This is a genomic window from Clostridium uliginosum (genome assembly GCF_900112485.1).
Lineage (GTDB): Bacteria > Bacillota > Clostridia > Clostridiales > Clostridiaceae > Clostridium > Clostridium uliginosum.
Window position 1 is genome coordinate 1 of sequence record NZ_FOMG01000009.1, and the last position, 25380, is coordinate 25380.

At 27.5% G+C, this 25380-nt stretch carries 11 protein-coding genes; 10 read left to right on the forward strand and 1 reads right to left on the reverse strand.

The window, feature by feature from the left end; translation table 11 throughout:
- Positions 1-168 precede the first annotated feature (168 nt).
- Positions 169-1017 (reverse strand): RpnC/YadD family protein, encoded by an 849-nt coding sequence (locus BM027_RS07675; protein ID WP_090090458.1) that lies wholly within the window; start codon positions 1015-1017, stop codon positions 169-171.
- 576 nt (positions 1018-1593) lie between these two features.
- Here BM027_RS07675 and BM027_RS07680 point away from each other — a divergent pair.
- The 10 genes from BM027_RS07680 to BM027_RS07725 all read left to right on the forward strand — a co-directional run bounded on the left by BM027_RS07680 (position 1594) and on the right by BM027_RS07725 (position 24935).
- Positions 1594-3831, forward strand: a complete 2238-nt coding sequence (locus tag BM027_RS07680; protein ID WP_090090460.1) for an ATP-dependent nuclease — start codon at positions 1594-1596, stop codon at positions 3829-3831.
- Positions 3813-5729 carry a UvrD-helicase domain-containing protein gene (locus BM027_RS07685; RefSeq protein WP_090090462.1) on the forward strand — a complete coding sequence of 639 codons (1917 nt, stop codon included), beginning with the start codon at positions 3813-3815 and terminating at the stop codon, positions 5727-5729. The genes BM027_RS07680 and BM027_RS07685 overlap by 19 nt, the downstream gene beginning before the upstream one ends.
- A 1107-nt stretch (positions 5730-6836) precedes the next feature.
- Positions 6837-8114 carry a hypothetical protein gene (locus BM027_RS07690; RefSeq protein WP_090090465.1) on the forward strand — a complete coding sequence of 426 codons (1278 nt, stop codon included), beginning with the start codon at positions 6837-6839 and terminating at the stop codon, positions 8112-8114.
- A 267-nt stretch (positions 8115-8381) separates the two neighbouring features.
- Positions 8382-9002: a hypothetical protein gene (locus BM027_RS07695; RefSeq protein ID WP_090090468.1), complete on the forward strand. Its 621-nt coding sequence runs from the start codon at positions 8382-8384 to the stop codon at positions 9000-9002.
- Positions 9003-9341: 339 nt separating this feature from the next.
- Complete coding sequence (locus BM027_RS07700; protein ID WP_139209538.1) at positions 9342-10463, forward strand: hypothetical protein; 1122 nt, start codon at positions 9342-9344, stop codon at positions 10461-10463.
- A 1431-nt stretch (positions 10464-11894) separates the two neighbouring features.
- The gene (locus BM027_RS07705) at positions 11895-12341 is read left to right on the forward strand and encodes a sunset domain-containing protein (protein WP_090090473.1); all 447 of its coding nucleotides are present in this window, start codon (positions 11895-11897) and stop codon (positions 12339-12341) included.
- Between the two features lie 464 nt (positions 12342-12805).
- Positions 12806-22255: a glycoside hydrolase family 94 protein gene (locus BM027_RS07710; protein ID WP_090090475.1), complete on the forward strand. Its 9450-nt coding sequence runs from the start codon at positions 12806-12808 to the stop codon at positions 22253-22255.
- 616 nt (positions 22256-22871) lie between these two features.
- Positions 22872-23195: a PadR family transcriptional regulator gene (locus BM027_RS07715; protein WP_090090478.1), complete on the forward strand. Its 324-nt coding sequence runs from the start codon at positions 22872-22874 to the stop codon at positions 23193-23195.
- Positions 23188-23790, forward strand: a complete 603-nt coding sequence (locus tag BM027_RS07720; protein ID WP_090090481.1) for a DUF1700 domain-containing protein — start codon at positions 23188-23190, stop codon at positions 23788-23790. The genes BM027_RS07715 and BM027_RS07720 overlap by 8 nt, the downstream gene beginning before the upstream one ends.
- On the forward strand, positions 23790-24935 hold the full coding sequence (locus BM027_RS07725) for a DUF4097 family beta strand repeat-containing protein (protein WP_090090484.1): 1146 nt from the start codon (positions 23790-23792) through the stop codon (positions 24933-24935). Before BM027_RS07720 ends, BM027_RS07725 begins: the two co-directional genes overlap by 1 nt.
- Positions 24936-25380: the final 445 nt, after the last annotated feature.

Sequence of the window (25380 nt, forward strand, 5' to 3'; positions counted from 1 at the left end):
AAACATATTTTTAGTATTTACTAAAAATAAAAAAATATTACCAGAAAACAAAATTTCCAGTAATATTTTAATGATAAATGTGTTAATAACACAAAGCTATCTAGAGTCCCGAAATAAAGACTTCGCATAAATTTTATACGAAGTCTTTTATTTGTATATAAGTTCTCTCTAGTTACTATATTTAATAGCTCCTCTTATTGCTTCAATTTCCCTGTTTGATAATCCTGTTAAATCACTTATTAGGTTATTGTCCATTCCTTTTTTAATAGCATTTCTAACAATTTCAATAGTTTTCTTATTTTCACCTTCAACTCTGCCTTTTTCTAATCCTTTTTCTAAACCTTCTTCTATTAAGCTTCTACCTAATTCAGTCATTTTTATCTCCTCCCTCACACGTTCTAAATCTTTACCGCTTAAGAACTTACTAGCAAATGCGTATAATATCGATTCAACATCATATCTATATTCTTTATCAATACCTTTAACCACTCTAATAGCATTTAATATTTTATCACCTTTACTAAGTTTACCGCCCATTATTGGACTGAAGGTTAATGCTATAATGTCTTGATTGCTAAGTTCTTCTCCTAGTTTCATTTTCTCTATTATATCATTGAAGATTTTATCTCCATCTTTATTAGCCATTGAAATTGCATTAACTCTATATGAATTAATTCCACTTTCATATCCGCTTAAAGGGTTTTTAATATCTCCTGAATAAACTACATAAGTTACAACATCTTTTCCAGTTTGAAGATTAAGTAGTGCTTCATAAGTTCTAAATCTCCTTAAGTCTGCAACACCTTTATTAGTTGTTTGAAACTCAAAATGTATATAGCTATCATCTTCCATTAGGAATGTATAATCCATAAACATATTCTTAATTTCAAGAACAACAATTTCAGTAGATCCTGTATCCTTAACTTTCTTGTCTATACCAAAGAATTTTAATCCTTCTTCTGCAAATATGTCCATTGCCCTTTTCATTATCATATCTTCATAATTTATAGGCTTCACTAATGCACCACCTTAATCTCTTTTAATAAAACTTTTTTCTTAATATTATTATATCCAAAAATCACTTAACTTTAAACCATACTATTCAATTTTCTAATAAAAATTATACAATTTTATTTAATACAGTCATGTGATTTTTAAAAGTAAGTTATATATTCTCTATTAAAGCAATAATAAGAAAGTTAGGGGGAGATAATCTATGCCAGATAATATTAAAAAAATATAGTAAAGAAGAAAAATATCTAATAACAAGAATGCTTTCACCAGAAAATTACCTATAGTAGTTTTGCTAAAGGATAGGACAAATACTGCATTGTAAATCAGAGAAACAAACTAAACAGTGATATTACCCGATTTATATAATGATCGGAAGAATTAAGTTATAGATTAAAATAATAGGAATATTATAGGAAAAATAATGATAAAATGATAAAAATTGTAGTATAATAATATGGAATATTTTACAATGAAAACAGAGACTATAATTAGTATGTTTTGAAGAAAAATTAGTGTTTTTGAAACGGTTGATAATGTCTATAATGTGAAGTAGAAATATATAATGAAAAGAGTGAGATCGTGAAAATTTCAAGAATAAAAGTTAATAATTACCGTTTGTTAAAAGAATTTGAACTTGATTTGGAAGATCAGTTATCATTAATAATTGGTAAAAACAATTGTGGAAAAACTTCATTGCTATCTATTTTAGATAAATTCATTGGAGGTAAATCAAATACAAATAATTTTGCGTATGATGATTTTAATGTTGATTTTCAAAAAGAGCTTGCAGAAAAAATAGAAAATAATTATATTCCGACAGAAAATGATGTGCTTTTTCCTACAGGAATTTCTATGAAATTATTTATACAATATGGTGAAGATGATGATTTGGCTAATATAAGTACCGTTATGATGGATTTAGACCCAGATAATAAAAATATAGTTCTAGGTTTCGAATATACTTTATCTCAAGATGATTTTAATAAATTAAAAAATGAATTTATTAAATATAAAGATAAACGTTTGGATTTGGACAAAAAATTTGATAATAAAGATGCATTAGCAAAAAGGTATTTTGCAGATTTTATTAGAAAAGAATATAAGAAATTCTTTAAAATCTCAAAGAAATCAATTGTATATGATTTAATTAATAAAAAAGAAAAAAATGATGAGTATATAGATTTGGATAAAAATAAAATAAGCCTAGATAAAATTATAAATTTCAAATATATAAGTGCTCGCAGATCAGTTTCAAATGTAGAAACTGATAATACACTGTCTATTCTTTCTTCTAAATACTATGAAAAAATCGAGGAAAATGATGAGCAAAAGACAGCATTAGATACATTTAAAGATGAAATTATTAATACGGATAGACAACTAGATAAAATATATGATAGTCTCTTCAATGATGTTGTCAATAAAGTTAAAAAGTTTGGAGGAATAAAACCTGGGGAATCTACTATTAAGATAGTATCTTCATTAAAGCGCAAAGAATTATTAAAAGGAAATACAACTGTAATGTATAACCATAATAATTTAAATTTGTTGCCAGAGAATTATAATGGATTAGGATATTTAAATTTGATTAGCATGATTTTTGAAATAGAAGTTGATTTAAGTGAATTTAGAAAGGATGGAAAAGATAATCAAAAACCAGCAGATATTAATTTGTTTTTTATTGAAGAGCCTGAAGCACATACCCATCCACAGATGCAGTATGTTTTCATAAAAAATATTAAAGATATTTTGAAAGAGGGATATAGTGGTAGTAAAGGTGAAAAATTATTTGATATGCAAACAATTATTACAACTCATTCTTCTCATATAACATCTGAAGGTGATTTTAATGATATAAAATACTTTTATAAAACAAAAAAAGGAAATGTTTTAGCAAAAAATTTAAAATCGCTAGAAATAGAATATTCTAAGTCAGAAAAAAAAGGAATACAGCATTTTAAATTTTTAAAACAATATTTAACTTTAAATCGTTCTGAATTATTTTTTGCAGATAAAGCAATATTAATTGAAGGTGATACAGAACGAATATTATTGCCTGCTATGATGAAAAAAATAGATCAAATGGAGAAAGATAAAGGAGTTCCTATGCTTTCTCAAAATATTTCAATTGTTGAAGTAGGTGCATATTCTCACATATTTGAACGATTTATTGATTTTATCCAGATAAAGTCATTGATTATAACTGATATAGATTCAGCAAAATTAGTAGAGGCAACAAAGAAAGATGGAACTCCTAAGCAAAATAAGAACGGTGAAGTATCACTTGTTCCAGCACCGTGCAGAGTATATGGAGAGGATGGAAAGATAACAACAAATGCCTCAATAAAGTTTTTTTACTCAATGTATATAGAAAAATTAAAATCTCAAAATATTGATAATGAGTTACAATCTTTCGCTGATTTACCGTTTGATGAGAAAAAAATGTTGAGAAATTCTAAAACAAATAATTGGGAGCAGAGTGCAATGGGAGAGGTTGCAGTTACTTACCAAGTTTCAGATGAAAATGGAGAAGGATTGACTTACCATGCTAGAAGTTTTGAGGATGCCTTTTTTCACATAAATAGAAAATTTATACTTGAGAATAAAGAAAATTTTAAAAGTCTAAAGCATATTGATTATTTTGATGATACAACTAAAGATGCTTATGATCTAGCTGAAAAATGTATAGACAAAAAACCGTCATTCGCTATGGAAATTTTACTTAATAGCAAATCTGATAAAGAAGGAAATAAATTTAGTAACTGGGATATACCAAATTATATAAAGGAGGGTTTGCTATGGCTGAAACAAGATTAGAATCAGAAGTAGAAAAAGTTTTTGAGCATATTAAAAATGGAGATAATTTTCTGCTAAGCGGTGGTGCTGGGAGTGGTAAAACTTACTCTTTAGTACAAGTCATAAAAGAAGCTATTACACAGAATCCTATGGCTAAAATAGCTTGCATGACTTATACAAATGCTGCTGTTAAAGAAATTGAAGAAAGAGTTAATCATAAGAATTTAAGAGTTTCTACAATTCATGATTTCTTATGGGATAATATAAAACAATTTCAAAAAGAACTTAAAAAATCGCTTTTGATTCTTATAAATGATAAAGAGTATAAAATTAAAAATCCAAATGAAGAGAGTGGCGAAGAGTATATAAATAAATTTGAATATGGAATAAGTTACAAAGAACATTTGAATATAAATAGAGGGGAGATTTCACATGATGAAGTTCTCATCTTAGCAAACTATATGTACAAGAAGTATAAAGTGTTATGTGATATATTAAAAGATAAATATAAGTTTATATTTATTGATGAATACCAAGATACAAGTCCATTCGTTGTACAAATATTCTTAGAGCATATACAGCAAAGTATGAGAAAGTGTATCGTTGGTTTCTTTGGAGATACAATGCAATCTATTTATGAAGATGGAATTGGTGACTTAAACGATTATGTTAGATTAAGAGTTGTTCAAGAAGTTCAAAAGAAACAAAATAGAAGAAATCCTCAGTTAGTTATTGAGTTAGCTAATAATGTAAGAGTAGATGGACTGCTACAAGTACCATCAAAAGATAATAATGCTCCTAATATGAATAATGGACTCGTTAAACAAGGAAATATCAAGTTTTTATATTCGTCAAATAATGATTTAGATAAATTGAAAAAGACTAAATATTTTAGAGGTTGGAAATTTGATAATCCTAAGCAGACAAAAGAGTTAAACTTAACACATAATTTAATAGCCCCTAAAGTAGGATTTAGTGAACTAATGAATATATACGATAAAGATCCAATTATACAATTAAAAAATGAAATATTAAAAAAAATAAAAAAAGAAAAAATAGTTATTGACGAAAATGCAACATTTAGTCAAGTGGTATCGTTGGTTCCGGCTAAAAATAGACAAGGGAAATTAAAGATTGACTTGATTGTTGAAGACTTAGACAACAAGCAATTATATGAACAACTTAAAGATATACCATTTTCTAAAGTAAGAAAAATATACTTAGATAAGGATTCACTAATAGATGATAAAAAGGATGATAAGGGTGCTGAAAATAAAAACGGTTCTAAAAGAGATGATTTAATAAAACATCTTTTTAAAATACAATTACTTGTTAAATTATATGAAGATAAAGCATATAGTGAGTTTATTAGAAAAACTGAATTTAAAATAGATTCAATAACAAAAAAGAAAGAAATAAAAGCAATTATTCAAGAGATAAATTCTATGTCTGATTGTACTATTGAAGAAGTTATAAAGTTTGCAGATAAAAAAGGAATTTGTAAAAAAGATGATAAATTTAATAAGTTTATAGAAAAAAATGAGTATATCTATAATCGAGTAAAAAGGGTTAAATTCAAAGAATTCCAAAAGTTATATTATTATTTAGAGGGGTATACTCCTTTTTCAACTCAACATAAAATCAAAGGTGCTGAATTTGATAATGTTCTTGTTATTTTAGATGGTGGAGGATGGAGTAATTATAATTTTGAATATCTATTAAATGATTTTATAAGCTCCACATTGGATAAAAATAAACAAAAATCATATCCTAAAATCCTATTGAGGACTCAAAAGATTTTCTATGTTTGTTGTACAAGAGCTAAAGAAAATCTGGTTGTTTTTTATCATAACCCTTCACAATTGATAATAAGTAAGGCTAAAGAGTGGTTTGGTGAGGAAAATGTTTGCGAATGTTAACTAAAATATCCAATTTGGACATGAAGTAGGTGTTTGATATAAAATATCGATACAGGATTGTTTGAATTGTTTAGAAAGTTAATATCCTAATCACAGTATGATTAGTGAATTGCAGATTCAAGGTAAAAAACAGAAAGCAGATGGATGGATATATTTGATTCCATGATTGCTATTTTACATTTATTTGGAAAATATTGAAGGAACAGTGTATGGAAACTAGAACTAAAATTTTTATAAGCAATTCTTTAGCCGATTTACAAGTAACGTCAACTATGGTATACCGGTGAATAATAATATAATTTGATTATTTAAAAAGCCAGATAGAAAACACTATATAATCATGAACAAAGTGTATGCTGAAGTAAGAATCAGTAAGGTAGAGGCAATGAAAATTATCTGAATTAATTTTTATTTTAAGTCTAAGGTTCATATTATCCATAAACTAAGTATGTCTATAATGGGCAGTTTATTGTGAATTCGTATTTCTAGATGATTCTACTAAAAGTTAGTAAAATGATAGTTTCTAAATTAGGAATAACTAAATTAAATGCATAATAGCAATTGCTTAGTCTCAGTATATTGTTTATATAATATAAAATGAAAAATTAAGGCGTAATACAAGATTATTTATAAGAAAGATTTATTAACACAATAGAAACTATTAATTTAATGTTACTACTCAGGCATTGACAACACAATATATTGATGCTAATTCATTTTTAAATACAATATATTGATTTTATATTAAAATTTATAGACTTTCATCTGAAATTTTCAGATATTCAGTCCTATCAAACCACAATATATTGTATATACTAATTAACAAAAATCAACATATTGTGGCTAAATAGTAACGATTTAATAATAGCTTGTATTGTGAACAGCAAAGTTGTATTACACATATCAGAAAAAAGAGGTGTGTCAGAATTAAAGAAGTGCTAAGGGAATTGTTGATTTTATTAGATATTCTTACTCAAATAAGTACTTATCAATCCTTAAACGGAAAAATCTAACCGATAAAGAAATTAATAAAATAATATTAGCGATTAGCTCAAATTGATGAATATAAACTACATAATCTACTTAGTTTTTTAAAGGAGAAATAATATGACTACTAATTCATTAGAAAAAAGTAAAGAAATAGAAGAATATTTTAATACAATATGTAATAATGAAAATGAACAATTGGGCAAATATGTTGCACAAAGATTAAATTTACAGTTCTCGGATGTATCTGCTGAGCTTCCAGGTTTTTCATCATTGGTGAAACAACAATTTTTATTATATAAAAAGAGCAAGGACTTAAATAATATAATTAAAGAAACAAGTAATATTCTAAAACAAACTATCGATTATATAATTGAAGAATACAAAAATAAGCCAACAGAATTATATGAACTAGTAAAAAATGCAATGAACTATCGTGATGAAGGATTAAAATTGTATTGGATAAATATTGCTCCCAAAATTGAGGAGCAACAACTTTTAGCAGACAAAAAATTTGCTAATCCATTAAATAAAATAGAACCTACCATTCAAATGATACAAAATTTAATAGAGCCAATGTTTCGGCTAGATTCATTTTTACTTATTAGCGCGTATATGGCAAAAAAACGTATTTCTGATAATAGGAAAAAGAATGAGTTGTACTTTCTATTAAATAATGTATATTCGGAATTATTTCCAAAACAATATCAAGATGTAATATTCTCACAAACAAAAGTTATTAATTGTTTAGATGATATAAGGATAATTCGAAATGCTTTTAAACATGGAAACTACAAAATAGAAGAGGATTCATGTATAATAACTGAAAAAGGAATGGAGGGGCAGAAACTTAGTAGTTCAGAATTATATTACGCCTTTTTTAATATTCATAATATCAGAATATTTTGTAGAACTGTTTCTGGTTACATATTTGATATATTTATAGCAAAGTATCCAGAACTTAGGAATGAAGCTAATATACATATCAACACAATAACTACAGACTTAAATGCTTATTTGTTAAGTGATGGGATTCAAATAGAACTTTCAGATGATTATTTTTGTGAGAATCTAGATATAGATAATAAAAGCATATCTCCTAGTTCCGGAGGGAAAAAACTTTTTTTCAAATTCAAGATATTATTAAGTGACTCAATCAATAAATCATTAGACATTGTGCCATATATTATTGGCATTGTAAAATGTTATGAAAGCATTTTTCCATATCAGATGATTCAAAAAAATGATGTAGCGTGTGTAATCACTTTAATTTATAACTCATGCAACCCTATAGAGTTATTTTTATTTAGTGCTTTTGATGAAATTGAACAGTTAGAGAAATCTAGACCTATTTCTATCAAGAAATTAATAACTTTCAGTAACCAAATAAATAAATAGTGAGAGATTAGATAGGTTTTTACAAAATTATGTAGACAAAGGTTAATTTAGCAAAGATATGTCTTTCAATAATCTCCTAAGATCCTTAAGGGAAGGGAAGACTTCAAAATTCATAAATGTTTATTGTATAGACTTCATTTTCTAGTTATTAAATTCCCATTAGGCTAATAATGTGAAGGTTAAATGTTTATTATAATAACAGCATTTATCAAATTATAAAAATTCCATAGTTGCGAACAATTTTGTGAAATAAAGGTAGGTGTTTAAATGAAGAAAGTTATAAGTTTTATTAATGATTCAAAGAAAATGTACTTATTGACCTTTTTAATAATGATTCTTAGCATAGTAATTCCAATCCCAAACGAATTGAGAAATCCAATTTATATTATTGTAACTACGATTATATATATTCTATGGTTTAGAGATTCAATCAAAGTAGCTAACAATGTCTGGAAAATGATAATTTGGTTACTTTTCGCTCCATTCATTATTTCATTAGTTGCAACTGCGTATATAAGTCTTGTATGGATACCAATACAACAAGATAAATATTTTCTTTTTTTGTTTATAGTTATGGTTATCTTATTATGGATGCTTGCTGCATATAAGTTTGATTTAGATAAAATTAAGGCAGCTATTTTCATTCTAAATGCTATCGTTACAACAATAATTACAATTGCCTTTCTAACAACACTGAATACAGACTTGTCAAAACTTGTCTTTAGCACAGATTTAATTGAATTGGCCACTAAAGATGGATTCTTAGCAAATTCATTAATCGAATTGATTATTAAAATGATTACATTGCCGTATATATTATCTGTAATATGGGCCCAAGTAATTATAGAGTTAAGAAGTCTTAAAATGATTGGAAGAGAGAGAGCTTAGAAAAAACTGCACATAACAAAACATTCAAGTTCGCTTTGGCTTGAGGATGCGACAAAGCACATTTCTTAATTAAGCCAAAGATTGGTTAAGATTCAGAACATCTTGAGTGCAAGAACGCTATGCAAATTTAATTTAAATTTAAACTTCCCATTATCCATATACCCATTAGGCTAATAATAGGAATTTACCAGTTTGGATAGATATTATAGTAGGATATACTAAATTGCCAATATTCTAGAGTTCTAGGACATGCCCATAGTTTGTTTTTATTTGGGTAATTATCAAAAGCATATAAGCTTACGTAATGACTAACATTCGGGTTAGGGGAGGTTGATGTTATTGTCACTGTATGAAGATAATGAAATAAATAAAATAAGGAATAGAAAGAGATTACTTTTAGTTTTAAATTTTATATTATTTATTATAATATTTTTATGGCATAGTCAAATGACTTCTATACTTGGGGTTTTGAAAATAAAATTTAAAGATATATATAGCTATTTATATATACTGGTTTCAGAGGGGAGTATTCGGCTTGCTTTTCAAAAATTGAACATTACTAAAATATTAAATAATAGAGAGCTGGCTTTAAGTATATGGCTAATGATATTTATAATATATTTAATTGTTAATAAAAATACACGATCAAGTGTATGGAGTCTTATAAAAGTTATATTTGATAAGAAATTAACTATGTTGTATATTTGCATGATGATTTATACATCATTCATAGTCTATATATTGTACCGCATTGATTTTTGGAAAGTATCTTTACTTAAAGACACGATAATATGGTTTCTATTTACAGGAGTTATTACAGCATTTCAAGCCATTGATAAAGCAGAGAATATTACTTACTTTAAAAAAGTCTTTTTAGATAATTTTAAATTTATTTTAATATTTCAATTTATTGTGAATTTCTATACTTTTAGTTTAATTGGCGAGCTGATTTTAATACCTGTAAGTACAATAATTATAGTGTGTATATGTATTTTGAACGTATTGCCAGAATTTCAAAATGAAAAAAGTAAACCTGTTAAGAAACTTTTTAAATGTATTAACACACTATTAGGATTATATATTATTATTAATTCTATAGTATTAGCATTTAAAGATATTAAAAATTTAGAGACAATTGATACATTTAAAAGTATTTTATTACCAATAATTTTGTCTACTACTTTCATATTATTTATTTTTCTTTTTGCTTTGTGGGCAGGATATGAGCAGATATTTATAAGAATTCAATTTGGTGAGAAAAAGAGTAGGAGGTTAATCATATATATAAAAATAAAAGTATTTTTATTATGTCATTTTAATTTTAATAGAGTAAAAAGTTTTTGGAGAACAAGTGGATTTAGAGTTCTTAATGCGACCAACAAATCAGATGTACTTAAGGCAATTATCGAATATAAGGAACAAGAAAAATTAATAAGTAATAACATTACGCTCAAAAGTTGAATTAAAAATTATTTAAAAATGCAGTTAATATAGAGAGTAAATTTATAAATTGATATTAATTTTAGTAAGTTAGTTGTACTAATAAAGGAGTCAGCCTTTTTTTATATTGTAATTTTTAATTATTCATAAAACTAGATAGGTTATGTCTATTTATTGTTAAGACATTTAATGTTAATAAATAGAACTTAAATTTAATAGTGTAGGTATAATTAATATGACATACCTAGAATTTTACAATATTTCAAATAAATCTATTGGAATAGGACTAAAACTCAAAAATCCTGGTAAAGGTGATTCTACAATTAAATAAGTAACTGAGAATGCCATTACTTATGTAAGAGGTAATTCGGATATTTCAATTAAGATTGAAGAAATCTACAACGTTTATTTACTTTTTAAGGAAAAATGATGTTCAACAAGCGACTTAAAAAAATACAAATCACAAGTATTTGACTCTAAATCTAATGGTCATAGTTGCAATTGCACATTTTTATTTATGGTATTAAAAGAAATGAAATTAGTTAAAAATATAGATGGAAAAGGGCTAAAGGGGTCAGAATTCTTTGTAAATATTCAAAAGTAATTGGAACTTATGATAAATTATTAAAATAAAAAATTATGTTAATATAAAATATTAGCATTGGATATCTATTTGAGATAAAATAATTTAATAGTATGTAAATATTCCCATTATTCATATAATGTTTTAATAATCAACAGACATTAAAAGCACTAAAATAAGAAATATATCTACAGATGTATCAGAAGCTACTATAAATGTAACTAGTCATATTGACGGTTATTAATCGTTTACAAAGTTGTCTGAAGCAATACAACAAGTATTATTATTTGAATTTAGGCACATGAAAGAAAATAACAAGTCAAAGATGCGACGTATAATTACACATAGACTTATATGGGTGTGAAATTAGATATTTGAAAGATTACATTAGTTAAGATAATAGAATAATATTGTATTTAAAGGGGTCTGTCTCATAATACAAATCATTTAATGATATGATGTATATTCAAAAAAAGAAATAGAAATAACATTTGTGTAAGAAGCATTGAAAAATAAGCTTAGAGTTTCTTTATTTGAAGTTGTTCCATAAATGATTGTCCTAATGCATATTAGGAGCAATCTTTTATGGGTACAACTTTAAATATTAGAAAGTCTTAGCGAAATTTTTCTAGTCTTCTTTAATAAATGTTATTTCTATTTCTTTATTATTCCGAGGCAACTCCTACTTTAAAACATAGCTTTTTATTTAAAATGGTGAAGAATATACCTTGCAAAAGTAAACAGGAAACTCATTAGGTCAAAATTAACTAAGTGTATTTTTAGTAATTATTTCAACATAAAATGAAGAATTTATATAAAATGTAATTATCTACTTAGCCATGTTATAATTAGCATTAAGGAGGGCTAAAATGGGAATAATAATGCTAATTTCATTTTATTTACTATTTCTAATATTTATGGGCGCTTTCATTGTTTGTGCTATAACTGGAAGTAGAATACTAGAAAAAAAATCAGAAGCAGTTGCTATATATTTATTTGGTATGATTGTATATGGAATATTAACGGTTGTTGCATTTAATTTACAATCCCGAATGCCAATTGTAACAACGAATACTACAATTAATAGCAAACCATTTAGTATTAATAAAGAATCTTCTATGAAAGACAATCAAGCACAAGTTGAAGATAATACTAATGATAAAGATGGATCAATAATAGGGGATACAGACAGTAAAATATATCATGTTCCAGGGAGTACATATTATCAAAAAGAGTTAAAAAAGAAAAGTAATAATGAATATTTTAACACTATACAAGAAGCTGAAAAGGCGGGATATAGAGCACCTAAAAAATAAGTGCCTTTAATATCTTATTATGAATTAAAATATTGTATTTAGAGGGGTCTGTTTCATAATACAAATCATTTAATAATATGATGTATATTCAAAAAAAGAAATAGAAATAACATTTGTGGAAGAAGCATTGAAAAATAAGATTAGAGTTTCTTTATTTGAAGTTGTTCCATAAATGATTGTCCTAATGCATATTAGGAGCAATCTTTTATGGGTACAACTTTAAATGTTAGAAACTTTTAGCTTATTTTTCTAGTCTTCTTTAATAAATGTTATTTCTATTTCTTTGTTATTACTTCACTTGGTAATTCTGAGACAGCCCCTTTATTTTGTATGCAAATTTGGAGGACTAGTTTCATTTTTTGTTTATTTTTAAAATTTAAGAATTTTTTTTGTAGTTTTGGTAAAAATGACTTTATTGAGTAATTGCTATTAAGGCATATTTGATTAAGAAGGGAGTTTTTTACTTGAAGAAAAATAATTCTTATGGATTAAGAAAAAATGTTTTAGGAGAGCTTAACCAAGGATTTTCTTGTATTCATGAAAATTTTAAGTACTTTAGAAAGTTATCCAAAGGCAGAAATAAAGTCCTCGGAGCAGCTGAGTGGCTTCTTGATAATATATATTTAATTGAAAAAGAATATAAGGCAATTAAGAAGGAAATGCCTATTGATTATTTTAAGTCATTACCTTCTATAGCAGAATTTATTGATAATATAGATCATAAGAAAATGTACAAAATTAATGATTCATTTAAAAGTAAAGACTTTGATGAAAAAATGGATTTTGAAAAGAAAAATCATGAAAATTATAATGAATTTGAAAATGAACTTCCTCGTATTTTTGTGGTTGCAAAGAATTATGTAAATGCAGGTGGAGATATTGATGGTGAGAGTTTTACTAAATATATTAATGAAATTCAAGAAGAAAATTTAGGTGTGGATTTAGACTTTAATAATGTAAGTGAAAAATTGTTTGTTAAAATAGATAATAGTAGGAGGAATGAGGATGGAACCCAAGAGGCTACTAATATTGTCAATAAAGATATGGCTTTTACCATGGGTGAACTCTGGGCTTTTCCGCTTATGCTTAAGATAGCAATAATAATAAATTTATCACAATATACTAATGAACTTGTTGATATTCAAAAGGAAATCTTACAGGGGAAAATTGTTGCTGAGAGGATTGTAGATGCTATAAGTAACAATAAACTTAATGAAGAACTTAAGAATATGAATGATAAATATCAAAAATTTAGTGCTTTATTTTTAAGAGAGTTTTTTAGAGTCTTAAGGGATAATTCTATAGAAAATAAGAGTATTTATGATTTTGCAAAGATCAAATGGGGAATGGATAAAGACCTTGATAATTATATTATTAAGAGTAACTTAAGAGAGGAATTCTTAGGAAGACATATTGGAGAATATATAACTTCAATTAGAAAAATCGAGGGTATAAGTTGGAGGGAATTCTTTGAAAATACATGTCTAGTGGATAGGATTTTAAGAGAAGATCCCGAAAATGTTTATGGAAACATGGATTTTGAATCTAAGGATTATTACAGACATAAGCTTGAAAATATAGCCAGAATAATTAATAGAAATGAAATTAATGTAGCACATAATGTATTAGAACTTGCAATAAAGAACAAAAATGATAACAAAGAACCTTATAAGTGTCATGTTGGATATTACTTAATTGATAATGGCATAAGTGAATTAGAAGGATATCACAATAATGTAAATCATGTAATTTCTGAAGGTACATATTTAGCAATAAATATTTTGGGAACACTTCTTATAAGTGCACTTTTTTTATTTATAAGTAGTTTGGGCGGAATGAAATATACTAAGGCTGAGTACATAATTTCGTTTTTAGTCATTATAATTCCTATAAATGAAATTATAATTGGACTGACTAACTGGATTGTAAGTAAAACCGTACAGATTAGATTAGTACCAAAAATGAATTTTAGTGAGGGAATTCCAGATGATTGCAAGACAATAGTAGTTATTCCTGCAATTGTAAATTGCAAAGAAAAGGTTAAATCTCTTATGGAAAGATTGGAAGTTGCTTATTGTGGAAATAAAGACAAAAATATTTATTTTGCATTGCTTAGTGACTTTCAGGATTCAAATTCTGAGGTTGAAGAGAATGATAAGGAAATAATTAAGTGTGGAATTGAATGTGCAAGAAAATTAAATAATAAATATTTTAAAGATAATTACAAAAGTACCAACAATGAAGCAAGATTTTTCTTTTTTAGTAGAAAAAGAATTTATAATAAAAAGCAAAATGTTTTCATGGGTAAAGAAAGAAAACGTGGAAAGCTTATGGAATTTATGTCTCTTATCAGAGGAAAAACAGATCATACTTATAATGTTTTAAGTTCTCAAATAAAGATACTTAAGGACGTTAAGTATTTAATTACTTTAGATGAAGATACATTTATGCCGAGAGAAAGCACCTTTAAGCTTATAGGTGCTATGAACCATGTACTTAATGTACCTTATGTTAATGATAACAAAGTTTTAAGAGGATATGGTGTTATGCAACCTAAGGTTAGCATAAGCTTAGAATCTAAAAATCAAACATATTTCTCAAATGTTTTTGCTGGAGAAGGAGGGGTTGATGGCTATTCAATAGCTTATTCTGATACATATCAAGATTTGTTTGGTCAAGGATCTTTTACAGGTAAGGGAATAATTGATATAGATGAATTTTATAACATACTGCATATGTCAATAAAAGATGATAGGATTTTGAGTCATGATCTTATAGAAGGAGCTCTTACAAGATGTGCTTTAGTTAGTCAGGTAGAATTTATAGATGGATATCCAGCTTTTTATGAGAGCAGCTGTAGAAGATTGCATAGATGGGTTAGAGGAGATTGGCAACTTATAGGTTGGTTATTTTCTGAAAAGATAAGTTCTCTTAACAAATGGAAGATATTTGATAATTTAAGAAGAAGTCTTTTAGCACCTAATTTAGTAATAGCATTGATTCTTTCTTTAACTATTTTAAATGGAAGAAGTCAGATTGCATTACTTTGCTTTTTAGCACTTATGAATTCTCTAGTATTTACAGTTACGGATTTTGTTGTTACGCCTAAAAATAAACTTATGGGCACATTTAAAAGCTTTGAGCAGATACTTTTAATTTTAACATTTATTCCTTATCAAGCATTTTTAATGATGAATGCCATAATAATAACGTTATTTAGACTGTGCATATCTAAAAGAAATCTTTTAGAGTGGCAATCTTCTGATTCTGTGGAAAAAAAGTATAGTAATAGTTTTAAAGCATATTTAAAAAGAATGTGGATTGCTCCAATAATGGGGTTAGTAGTAGTCTATTTATCTATTTATAATTCTATTGGGGTTATTGTTTATAGCATAGTGGTTGCTGCACTTTGGATAGTTAGTCCATATGTAGCGTATTATATTAGTAGAAATATTCCTAAAAATAAAATGACTTTAGATGATGAAGAAAATGTTTATTTAAGAAAAATATCAAGAAGAATATATGCTTACTATGAAGATTTTGTTAATGAAGAAAATAATTATTTAGCACCAGATAATTATCAAGAAAAACCTTTTAAAGGAATTGCGCATAGAACTTCTCCAACTAATATAGGTATGGGGCTTGTTTCAAATGTAGTGGCTTATGACTTAGGATATATAACAATGATGGAGTTTATTGATAAAACAGAGATGATATTAAATAGCATAAAAGATTTACAAATGGTTCATGGACATTATCTAAATTGGTATGATACAAAAACTAAAGCGCCCCTATGGCCAAGATATGTATCAACTGTTGATAGCGGAAATCTTTTGGGAGATTTATGGGTATTAAAACAAGCTATTAAGGAATTAAAGGATAAAGAAGTTATAAGAGTAAATGAGGTTATGTCACTAAGAGATATCTATAATATAATTGAAAAAGAAGAACCTTCAATTGAAGTTATATTTGATTCAAAGCTTAATATTGGTGAATACAAAGATGCTTTAAATAAAATCTCAGTTAAAATTCAAGGATTTACACAATGTGAGCAAAGTAGTATTGATAATAAAAATAAAGCTTGCGTGCAAGAAAAAGAGAATAAAGAAAGTAACTATTGGAGCCATAAGCTTTTTGAAGAGGTTAATAAAAAACTTAAATATTATAATTACATATTTAATGGATTGGAAAAGTTATATAGTAAAGAATTTTTTGAAGGAGTTCCTAGTATTAGTGAATTAATTCATAAGTGTGAAGAATATAAGAGTGAATTTGGTGATAACTTTAGCAATACAATGGAGAAAAAGATTGATAATTTCAAAATATATGCTAGAAAAATAGATAATATAATCAAAGATATTAATATGATTTCAGAAGAGATGGATTTTAGATTCCTTTATGATAAAAATAGGCAATTATTCTTTATTGGTTATAACGTAGAGGAAGATTCACTTGGAAACTCTTATTATGATTTATTGGCATCAGAATCAAGAATAGCATCATTTATTGCTGTAGCTAAGAACGATGTGCCTACATCTCATTGGTTTAAATTAGGTAGATCTATGACAAATGCTTTTCATACTCATTCTCTTGTATCTTGGAGTGGGACTATGTTTGAATATTTTATGCCTTCTTTAATAATGAAAAATTATCCTAAAACCTTGCTCAGCCAAACATATAAATCTGTGATAAAGGCTCAAAAAAGTTTTTCTAAGCAAAAGAAAACACCTTGGGGAATATCAGAATCTGCATTTTATGAATTTGATGTGAATGAGAATTATCAATATAAGGCTTTTGGAATTCCAGGGATTGGATTAAAGAGAGGTCTTGAAGATGAAATTGTAATATCTCCTTATTCAACTTTGATGACATTGCCATTTTCTAAGAAGAGTGGGATTAAAAATCTTAGAAAATTAGAGGCGATAGGTTGTCTAGGAACATACGGATTTATTGAAGCTATAGATTACACTAAGGCAAGAGAAGATAAATATGTGATAAAAAATACAATTGATGATAATAATGAGGATAATTATTTAAATGACAATCATATAGTAGAGAATATGACAGATGACAAGAATATAAAAGATTCAAACAATGCACAAATAGTTGATAGTGTATATAGTGATGGAGTAAAACCTAATAAAATTATGACATACATGGTGCATCATTTGGGAATGTCTTTGATGGCTCTTGATAATGTACTTCTTGATGATATTCTAGTTAATAGGTTTCATAGTTTGCCAGAGGTTAAGGCAACTGAGCTTCTATTAAAAGAAAAGATTCCTTATAATGTAACCTTTGATAGAAATGAAGATTTTTCTACAAAGAGTATGTATTTTGAGGGAGAAAACTTGATTCCAAGGAAATTTGAAGGAGCAAATCAAGATAATCCTGAAGTTTTATTGTTATCTAATGGTGAATATTCATCAATGATAACTGTAAGTGGAAGTGGTTATTCTAAGAAGAACGATATGATGCTTTATAGATGGAAAGGCAATTCCACAAGTGATGATAGTGGGATGTTCTTTTATATAAAGAACTTAAATTCTAATGACTATTGGAGTTCAACCTTTGAACCATGTAAGAATTATGGAGAAAAATATGTTGCTGAATTTAATTTAGATAAGGCTAAGTTTAATAGAAAAGATGGTAATATTGAAACTCAAATGGAAGTTGTTGTTTCTTCAGATGAGAATTTTGAAGTTAGAAAAATTACTTTAAATAATTTAAGTGATAAGGAAAGAAGTCTTGAAATAACAAGCTACATGGAAATAACATTAGCTACTTTTAGTGCAGATACAGTACATCCAACTTTCTCTAATCTATTTGTTCAAACAGAATATGATAATAATGAAAATGTACTTATAGGAAGTAGAAGAGGCAGAGTTAAAGATGCAAAAGTGCCTTATATATTTCATAAAGTTGTAGTTAATGGAAAATTAGAAGGAAGCATAAGCTATGAAACTTCTAGAATTAATTTTATAGGAAGAAATAGAGAACTTAAATCTCCTTTAGCTATGGATAATGATAAATCATTAAATAATACTGTTGGAACAGTTTTAGATCCAATAATGAGTATTAGGGCTAGGATAAGATTAGAGGGAAATTCAAAAAAAGAGATTTATTTCATAACAGGAACAACAGAGTCTAGAGAAGTGGCCATTAATATATGCAAACAAAATAAAGAAGCTGTTAATTTAGAGAAAGTTTTTGAAGGATATAGTATAAGAACACAGCTTGAACTTAAAAATTTAGGTATAAGAAGTGCTCAAGCAAATATATTCCAAAGCTTAGCTACATATATATTCTTTTTGCATAGTGGAAGAAAAGACAGAGAGGAATACATAAAAAACATTTCAAAGTATCAAAGAGATTTATGGGCTTATGGAATTTCAGGTGATTTACCTATTGTCTTTTTAACTATTGAAAATACAGATGATATTAATTTAGTAGCTAATATGTTAAATTTACATTATTATCTTAAGCTTAAAGGAGTAAAATTAGATTTAATTATATACAACAATGAAGAAATGTCTTATGATGAACCACTTCAAAAGAATATAATGCAAGCAATAAATACATCAAATGAATGTACTTCCTTAAATAAACAAGGAGGAATATTCGTTCACAATAAATCTACCATGGATGAACAGGTTAAAGATTTGATAATAGGAATTGCTAGGTTATATGTTGATTCAAAGAAGGGTTCAATTTTAGAGCAAATTACAAAAATTGAAAAGTTTAAAGTTAATAGTATTAATGAATTTTCAAGATATAAGGAATCTGTTGATGAAGAAAGTTATAAACGTAATTACAATAATGTACTAGATGATAACCACGAAGAAAAATATATGTCACAAGGTAAGAAAGAGTTACTAGAAAAAAGACCTAAAAACATAGGAACTAAGAATTTAGAGAAGAAAGTTAAGTCTTTAAATATCAACTATAAATTGGAGATTGCAGATGAAGTAATACCAAAACTAGATGATAATATAACGGAATATAAAGAATATGATCATGATATAGACTTTTTAGAAAAACAGGATTTGATTAACGGGGCAGAGGCCACAGGAATAAAAGATGATATAGGGAAATCGATGATTAAGGAAGATTTGAATAATGAAACATTTAATTCTTCAAGAGATTCTATATTAAAAAAAGCAAATGAAAATTATAATAACATAAGTTCAGGTGAGTTAAATGCAGAGAGATTTAAGATTTCAGATGATTTAAATACAGAGAAATTTGATGAAAACTTTAATATGCAAGATTTAGATTTCTTTAATGGATATGGTGGTTTTAGTAAGTTTGATAATAGTTATTTGATAAAATTGTCTAACTTTAAAAATACTCCAGCACCTTGGATTAATGTCATTTCTAATGATGATTTTGGATTTCATATATCTGAGAGTGGTTCATCTTATACATGGTGTGGGAATTCTAGAGAAAATAAGATAACACCTTGGAGCAATGATTATATTAGAGATCCATTAGGGGAAGCACTTTATATTAGAGATGATGATTCGCATAATTATTTTTCTATAACGCCAAAACCTGTTAGAGATGCAGGAGATTATTTCATAAAACATGGGTTTGGATATTCTGAATTCAGTCATACTGCTTATGATTTAAAAGGAAAACTAGAAGTATTTGCACCTAAAAAAGAGAAAGTAAAAATTCAGAAAGTAACTTTAGAAAATTTAAGTGAAAATGATAGAGAAATTTCTTTGTTTTATTATGCAAAGCTTGTAATGGGCGTTTATGAGTATGATAGTGCTAGGTACGTTTCAACATATATTCATGGAGAATTTGAAAAAAATAGTAATATAAATACAAATGTAGAACGTGAGGAATCCAATAGTAGTGCTAGGTATGTATATCATAGTGGATTTATTAGAGGGTGTAATCCTTATAGTGAGTACTTTGGAAAATTTAATTCTTATTTAACTATTTTAGGAGGAGAAAAATTAAGTTTTACTGGGGATAGTAAGGAGTTTATAGGAATTAATGGAGAAGTTTCTTCACCAAAAGCTTTAAATAATGAGAATTTATCTAATAGATGTGGAGGGATTTATGATCCTTGTTTAGCTGTTACTACAAAGATTAGCCTTAAAAAAGGTGAAAAGAAAGAGCTTTTGATTTTATTTGGTGAGGAAGAAAAAGAAAATATAGAAAAAGTTATTAAAAAATATGAGGTTAAAGGAAATGCAGATAGAGAATTAGAGAAAGCTAAAGAATATTGGAAACACTTTTTAGGGAATATACAAGTTAAGACTCCAGATAAATCTTTTAATTACCTTTTAAATGGATGGCTTTTATATCAAACTTTAAGTTGTAGATATTTAAGTAGAAGTGCATTTTATCAAAGTGGTGGAGCATATGGATTTAGAGATCAACTTCAGGATTCTATGGCACTTGGAGTTGTTGATCCAGAAATACCAAAGGCTCAAATATTGCGTAGTGCTTCAAGGCAGTATGTAGAAGGAGATGTACAACATTGGTGGCACCCAGTTGTGAATTCTGGTATAAGAACTAGGTTTAGTGATGATTTGTTATGGCTTCCTTATGTTACTGCTGAATATATTAATTCAACTGGAGATTATGAAATTTTACAAGAAACTGCACCTTATCTTGAAGATGAGCCTTTAAGAGATGGTGAAGATGAGAGATATACAATAGTCAACCAATCTTCAAAGGAAGGAACAATATATGAACACTGCTTAAAGGCTATAGAAAAAGCTCTAAAGTTTGGAGTACATAACATTCCATTAATGGGTAGTGGGGATTGGAATGATGGTATGAGTACTGTTGGAAATAAAGGAAAAGGAGAAAGTGTATGGCTTGGCTGGTTCTTGTACTCGATTTTAGAAAGCTTCATTAAAATTGCACAGATTAAAGGCGATGAAGAAACTAAAGTTCATTATGAAGAGAGAAAAGAATTTATAAGAGAGAATTTAGAGAAAAGTGCTTGGGATGGTGGATGGTATAGGAGGGCATATTTTGATGATGGCACTCCGCTTGGAAGCCGTGAAAATCCTGAATGTCAAATTGATTCTTTAGCACAGAGTTGGGCCATAATTTCAGGAGCTACCAAAATCAAATCTGGTAGTGAATTAAATACAGATAAATCAGATAAAAATAAATTAAATAAAGACGAATTGGCTTATAATTCCAATGAAGATTATGTAGGCACAGTGGAAAAATACAGTCAAAGGGCATTTGAAGCAATGGAGGCTGTTGACAAAAATCTAGTGAAGAATGATAAGGGATTGATACTTTTATTAGCACCACCATTTAGTAATTCATATCTTGAACCAGGTTATATAAAAGGGTATGTACCAGGAGTAAGAGAAAATGGAGGACAATACACTCATGCAGCCTCTTGGGTAATCTTAGCTTTGACTAAGCTTGGACTAGGAGATAAAGCTACAAAATACTATAATATGATAAATCCAATAAATCATACAAAGACGGAGCTTGAATGTATGACCTATAAGTTAGAGCCTTATGTAATGGCGGCAGATGTGTACATAAAAGAGCCCCACGGAGGAAGAGGTGGCTGGAGTTGGTATACTGGAGCTTCAGGTTGGATGTATAGAGTTGGGATTGAGGATATTTTAGGTCTAAAAAGGGTTGAAGATAAAGGCTATATGGTAAATCCATGTATACCAAAGTCATGGAATGAATTTGAGATAAAAATTCAAAATGATAAGGAAGATTATACGATAAAAGTAATAAGAGGTGGAGATAGAGGTAAAGTAAAAAACTCAAATAATTTGATTGATTCACAAGTTACAAGTAATTCAAATGAAATTAAATATAGTAAACTTAAGATAATTATAAATGGAGAAAAGATTGACGGAAACATAATACCAAGAAATTTAGGTAAGATTAACGTAGTTGTATACATGTAACCTAGGAAATTAAGGATTATAGATATGATGTTTCCTAATAAAGGAAAATGGATTCACATTCATTTGCTGAATAAGGCACATTCAAAAAAATAATAGACAAAATATACTACGCATTTTTGGTCTATTATTTTTTTTGATTGTGCCTTATATGCCTAAGTTAGAGGAGCCAAATATAAAATTGATGTTTTTGGAGCTAGACTAAATGTCTAGCTCTTTTCTATTTGGCGCTGTTTTAAAACCGTGTTGATATTGTTATATATTGTAAAGTGGGCTAAGAAATTGAACTTAAGAATATCTAAATGAGTATAGTCCCCTTTTAGCTTGCTCCAAAGGCAAGCTTCGGACAAGCAGGAAAGGTGACAATACTCATTAAGAATTCTAAAAGTCAAATTTCAATGTCCACTTTACAAAAATATAATAATATCAACACTATTTTAAAACATAGTCTAATTTTTAACGTAAAAGAAATTTGTATTAGAGTATATTATGGGTACTTTATCCAAATAAGTTAAAATATATTGACATTTAATATTATACGACGTATAGTATTAAACATAGTATATTATACGGCGTATAATATAGAGGAGGATATAGTATAGATAGAGGAGGTAAAGGAATGGCTTTTCAATTAGGAGCAACTTTACTTGATGCTTGTGTGTTAGCAGTGCTTTCAAGGGGAGATACTTACGGATATGTTCTTACTCAACAGGTAAGATCCATAATAAATATATCAGAATCAACACTTTATCCAGTGCTTAGAAGATTACAAAAGGATGAATGTCTAACAACATATGATCAAGCTTTTCAAGGAAGAAATAGAAGATATTATAAGATAACAAACCAAGGAAAAACGATGCTTAGCCAGTATATTAATGAATGGGATGAATATAAAGGAAATGTTGATAAAGTTCTTTTAGGAGGGATGTTAGGAGATGAATAAAAAAATTTTTATTCAAGAATTAAGGAAAAAATTAAAGAGATTACCACAGGAAGAGATAGAAAATGCAATAGGGTATTATCTAGAATATTTTGAGGATGCAGGCATAGATAATGAGCAAGATGTTCTAAAGGAATTAGATTCTCCTTCAGTTATTGCATCGCAGTTGTTATCAGATTATGCTTTTAAGAATGATGAGATAACTATTAGTAAGCCTAAAAAAAGTATGTCTTCAATATGGTTTATTATTTTAGCAATATTAGCTGCACCATTAGCATTACCATTAGCATTTGCACTTATAATGGTCGTGGTAGCTATGGTTATAGTTGTAGGAGCTGTTACTTTTGCATTTATAGTTACTACAATCGCATTGATAGGAGGAGGAATTGTTACTAGCTTTGCAGGGCTTGCAGTTATGACTCAAGGATTCTCAACAGCTATTATGTTTATTGGAATTGGATTAGCGTTAATTGGGATAGGATTATTAGTTGGAGTACTAATTTTAATATTAGTACCAAAGATATTTAAAGGAATTGCAGGCTTAGCTAGAAAATCATTAAATAGACTTAAGAAATCAAATAAGAAGGAGGAGCTATAATGGGAAAAACAAAGAAATTATTGATATGTTCAGTATGTATAATTGGAGTAGGATTAATCCTTGCTGTAGCAGGCTTCTCAATGGGTGGAAAGTTTGGAATTATAAAGAATAACGCAGGATATAAGATTTTAGACAAGGAAGAAGGAATTGTAAAAGCTGAGGAGTCATCTGCTTTTACAAGTATAGAAATTAACTCCACTGTAGACAAAATAGATATAATAAAATCATATAAATATGGAATTGAAATGGAATATAGCAGTAATCAAAATGATGTTGATTATTCAATCAAAGATGGAAAGCTAGTAATACAAGAAAATAAGTTACAAGATGCATTTAACAATATAAGTTTTGGTATAGGCAACACACATATACCTAGTTATATTAAAGTGTATATTCCTGGTGATGTAGATTTAGATACTATAAATGTGAAATCAAGCAATACAAATTTCACTATGAATAGTATTAATGTTAATGAAATTTTTCTGAATTGTAATTATGGAAATTTAAATATTAGTGATTTACAAGGAAAAAAGATTAAGATAGATTCAAATAATAATAAAATTAATATTAATAATATTAATACTAATGAACTGATAGTAAAAAATAATTATGGAAAAATAGATGCTGGAAATATTGTTACAGATGAGCTTAAGTTAGATATGAAAAATGGAGATGTAAATATAGATAATATTAAAGCTAATAATAATACAATATTCCAAAATTTATATGGAAATATAGAAATAAGAAATAGTGAATTTAATGTATTAAGTAACTATATGAATAATGGTAGATTTGAAATGGCAAATGTTAAATTAGATAGTGCTACCATTGATAATAAATATGGAAAAATAAAATCAAATAAGCTTATATCTAATGGATTAAAAATAGAATCAAATAATTCAGAAATTGATCTAGATGGAGAATTTAAAGGGGACACTAGCATATTAGCACATTACGGAAATATAAAGCTTAAAACTAATACATCTAAAGAGCTATATAATTATAGTGCTTCATGTGATTATGGAAATATAAAGATAGATGGAGACAAGTTTGAAAAGAGTATTGAAAAGAAGAGTAGCAATAATGAGCAGAATAATATAGATATTGTTAGTAAGAATGGTAATATAACTGTAGATTTCAAGTAAAGAAAATAAAAGGATATGTTTTAAGTGAATGTAGATATTGTAATATAAAGCTCATGCACAGTGGAATTCATATCTTATTATAAGCTATATAAGGAATCTCCCAATAAATAACTAAGGCACATTCAAAAAAATAACAAGTCAATATGCTAGTCTATTTCGTGTCATGCTGCGTCAGCAGAATGGCCTAATAGCTCGCTATTAAACCATTCTGCTTCCTTGCCTGACGCAAAATATATATCGCATCTTGGACTTGTTATTTTCTTTCATGTGCCTAAAGTAAGAAAATATCATACAAAATTGCGAAGAAGGCATTGAAAATTTGTGCTTATTGTTTCATTGTTTTAAGTTGTTCCATTTTTGATTGTCCAAAGCTCTGTCTTTGGAGCAATCGATAATGGGTGCAACTTAAAACAATAGAAACTATTAGTGCAAATTTTCTAGTCCT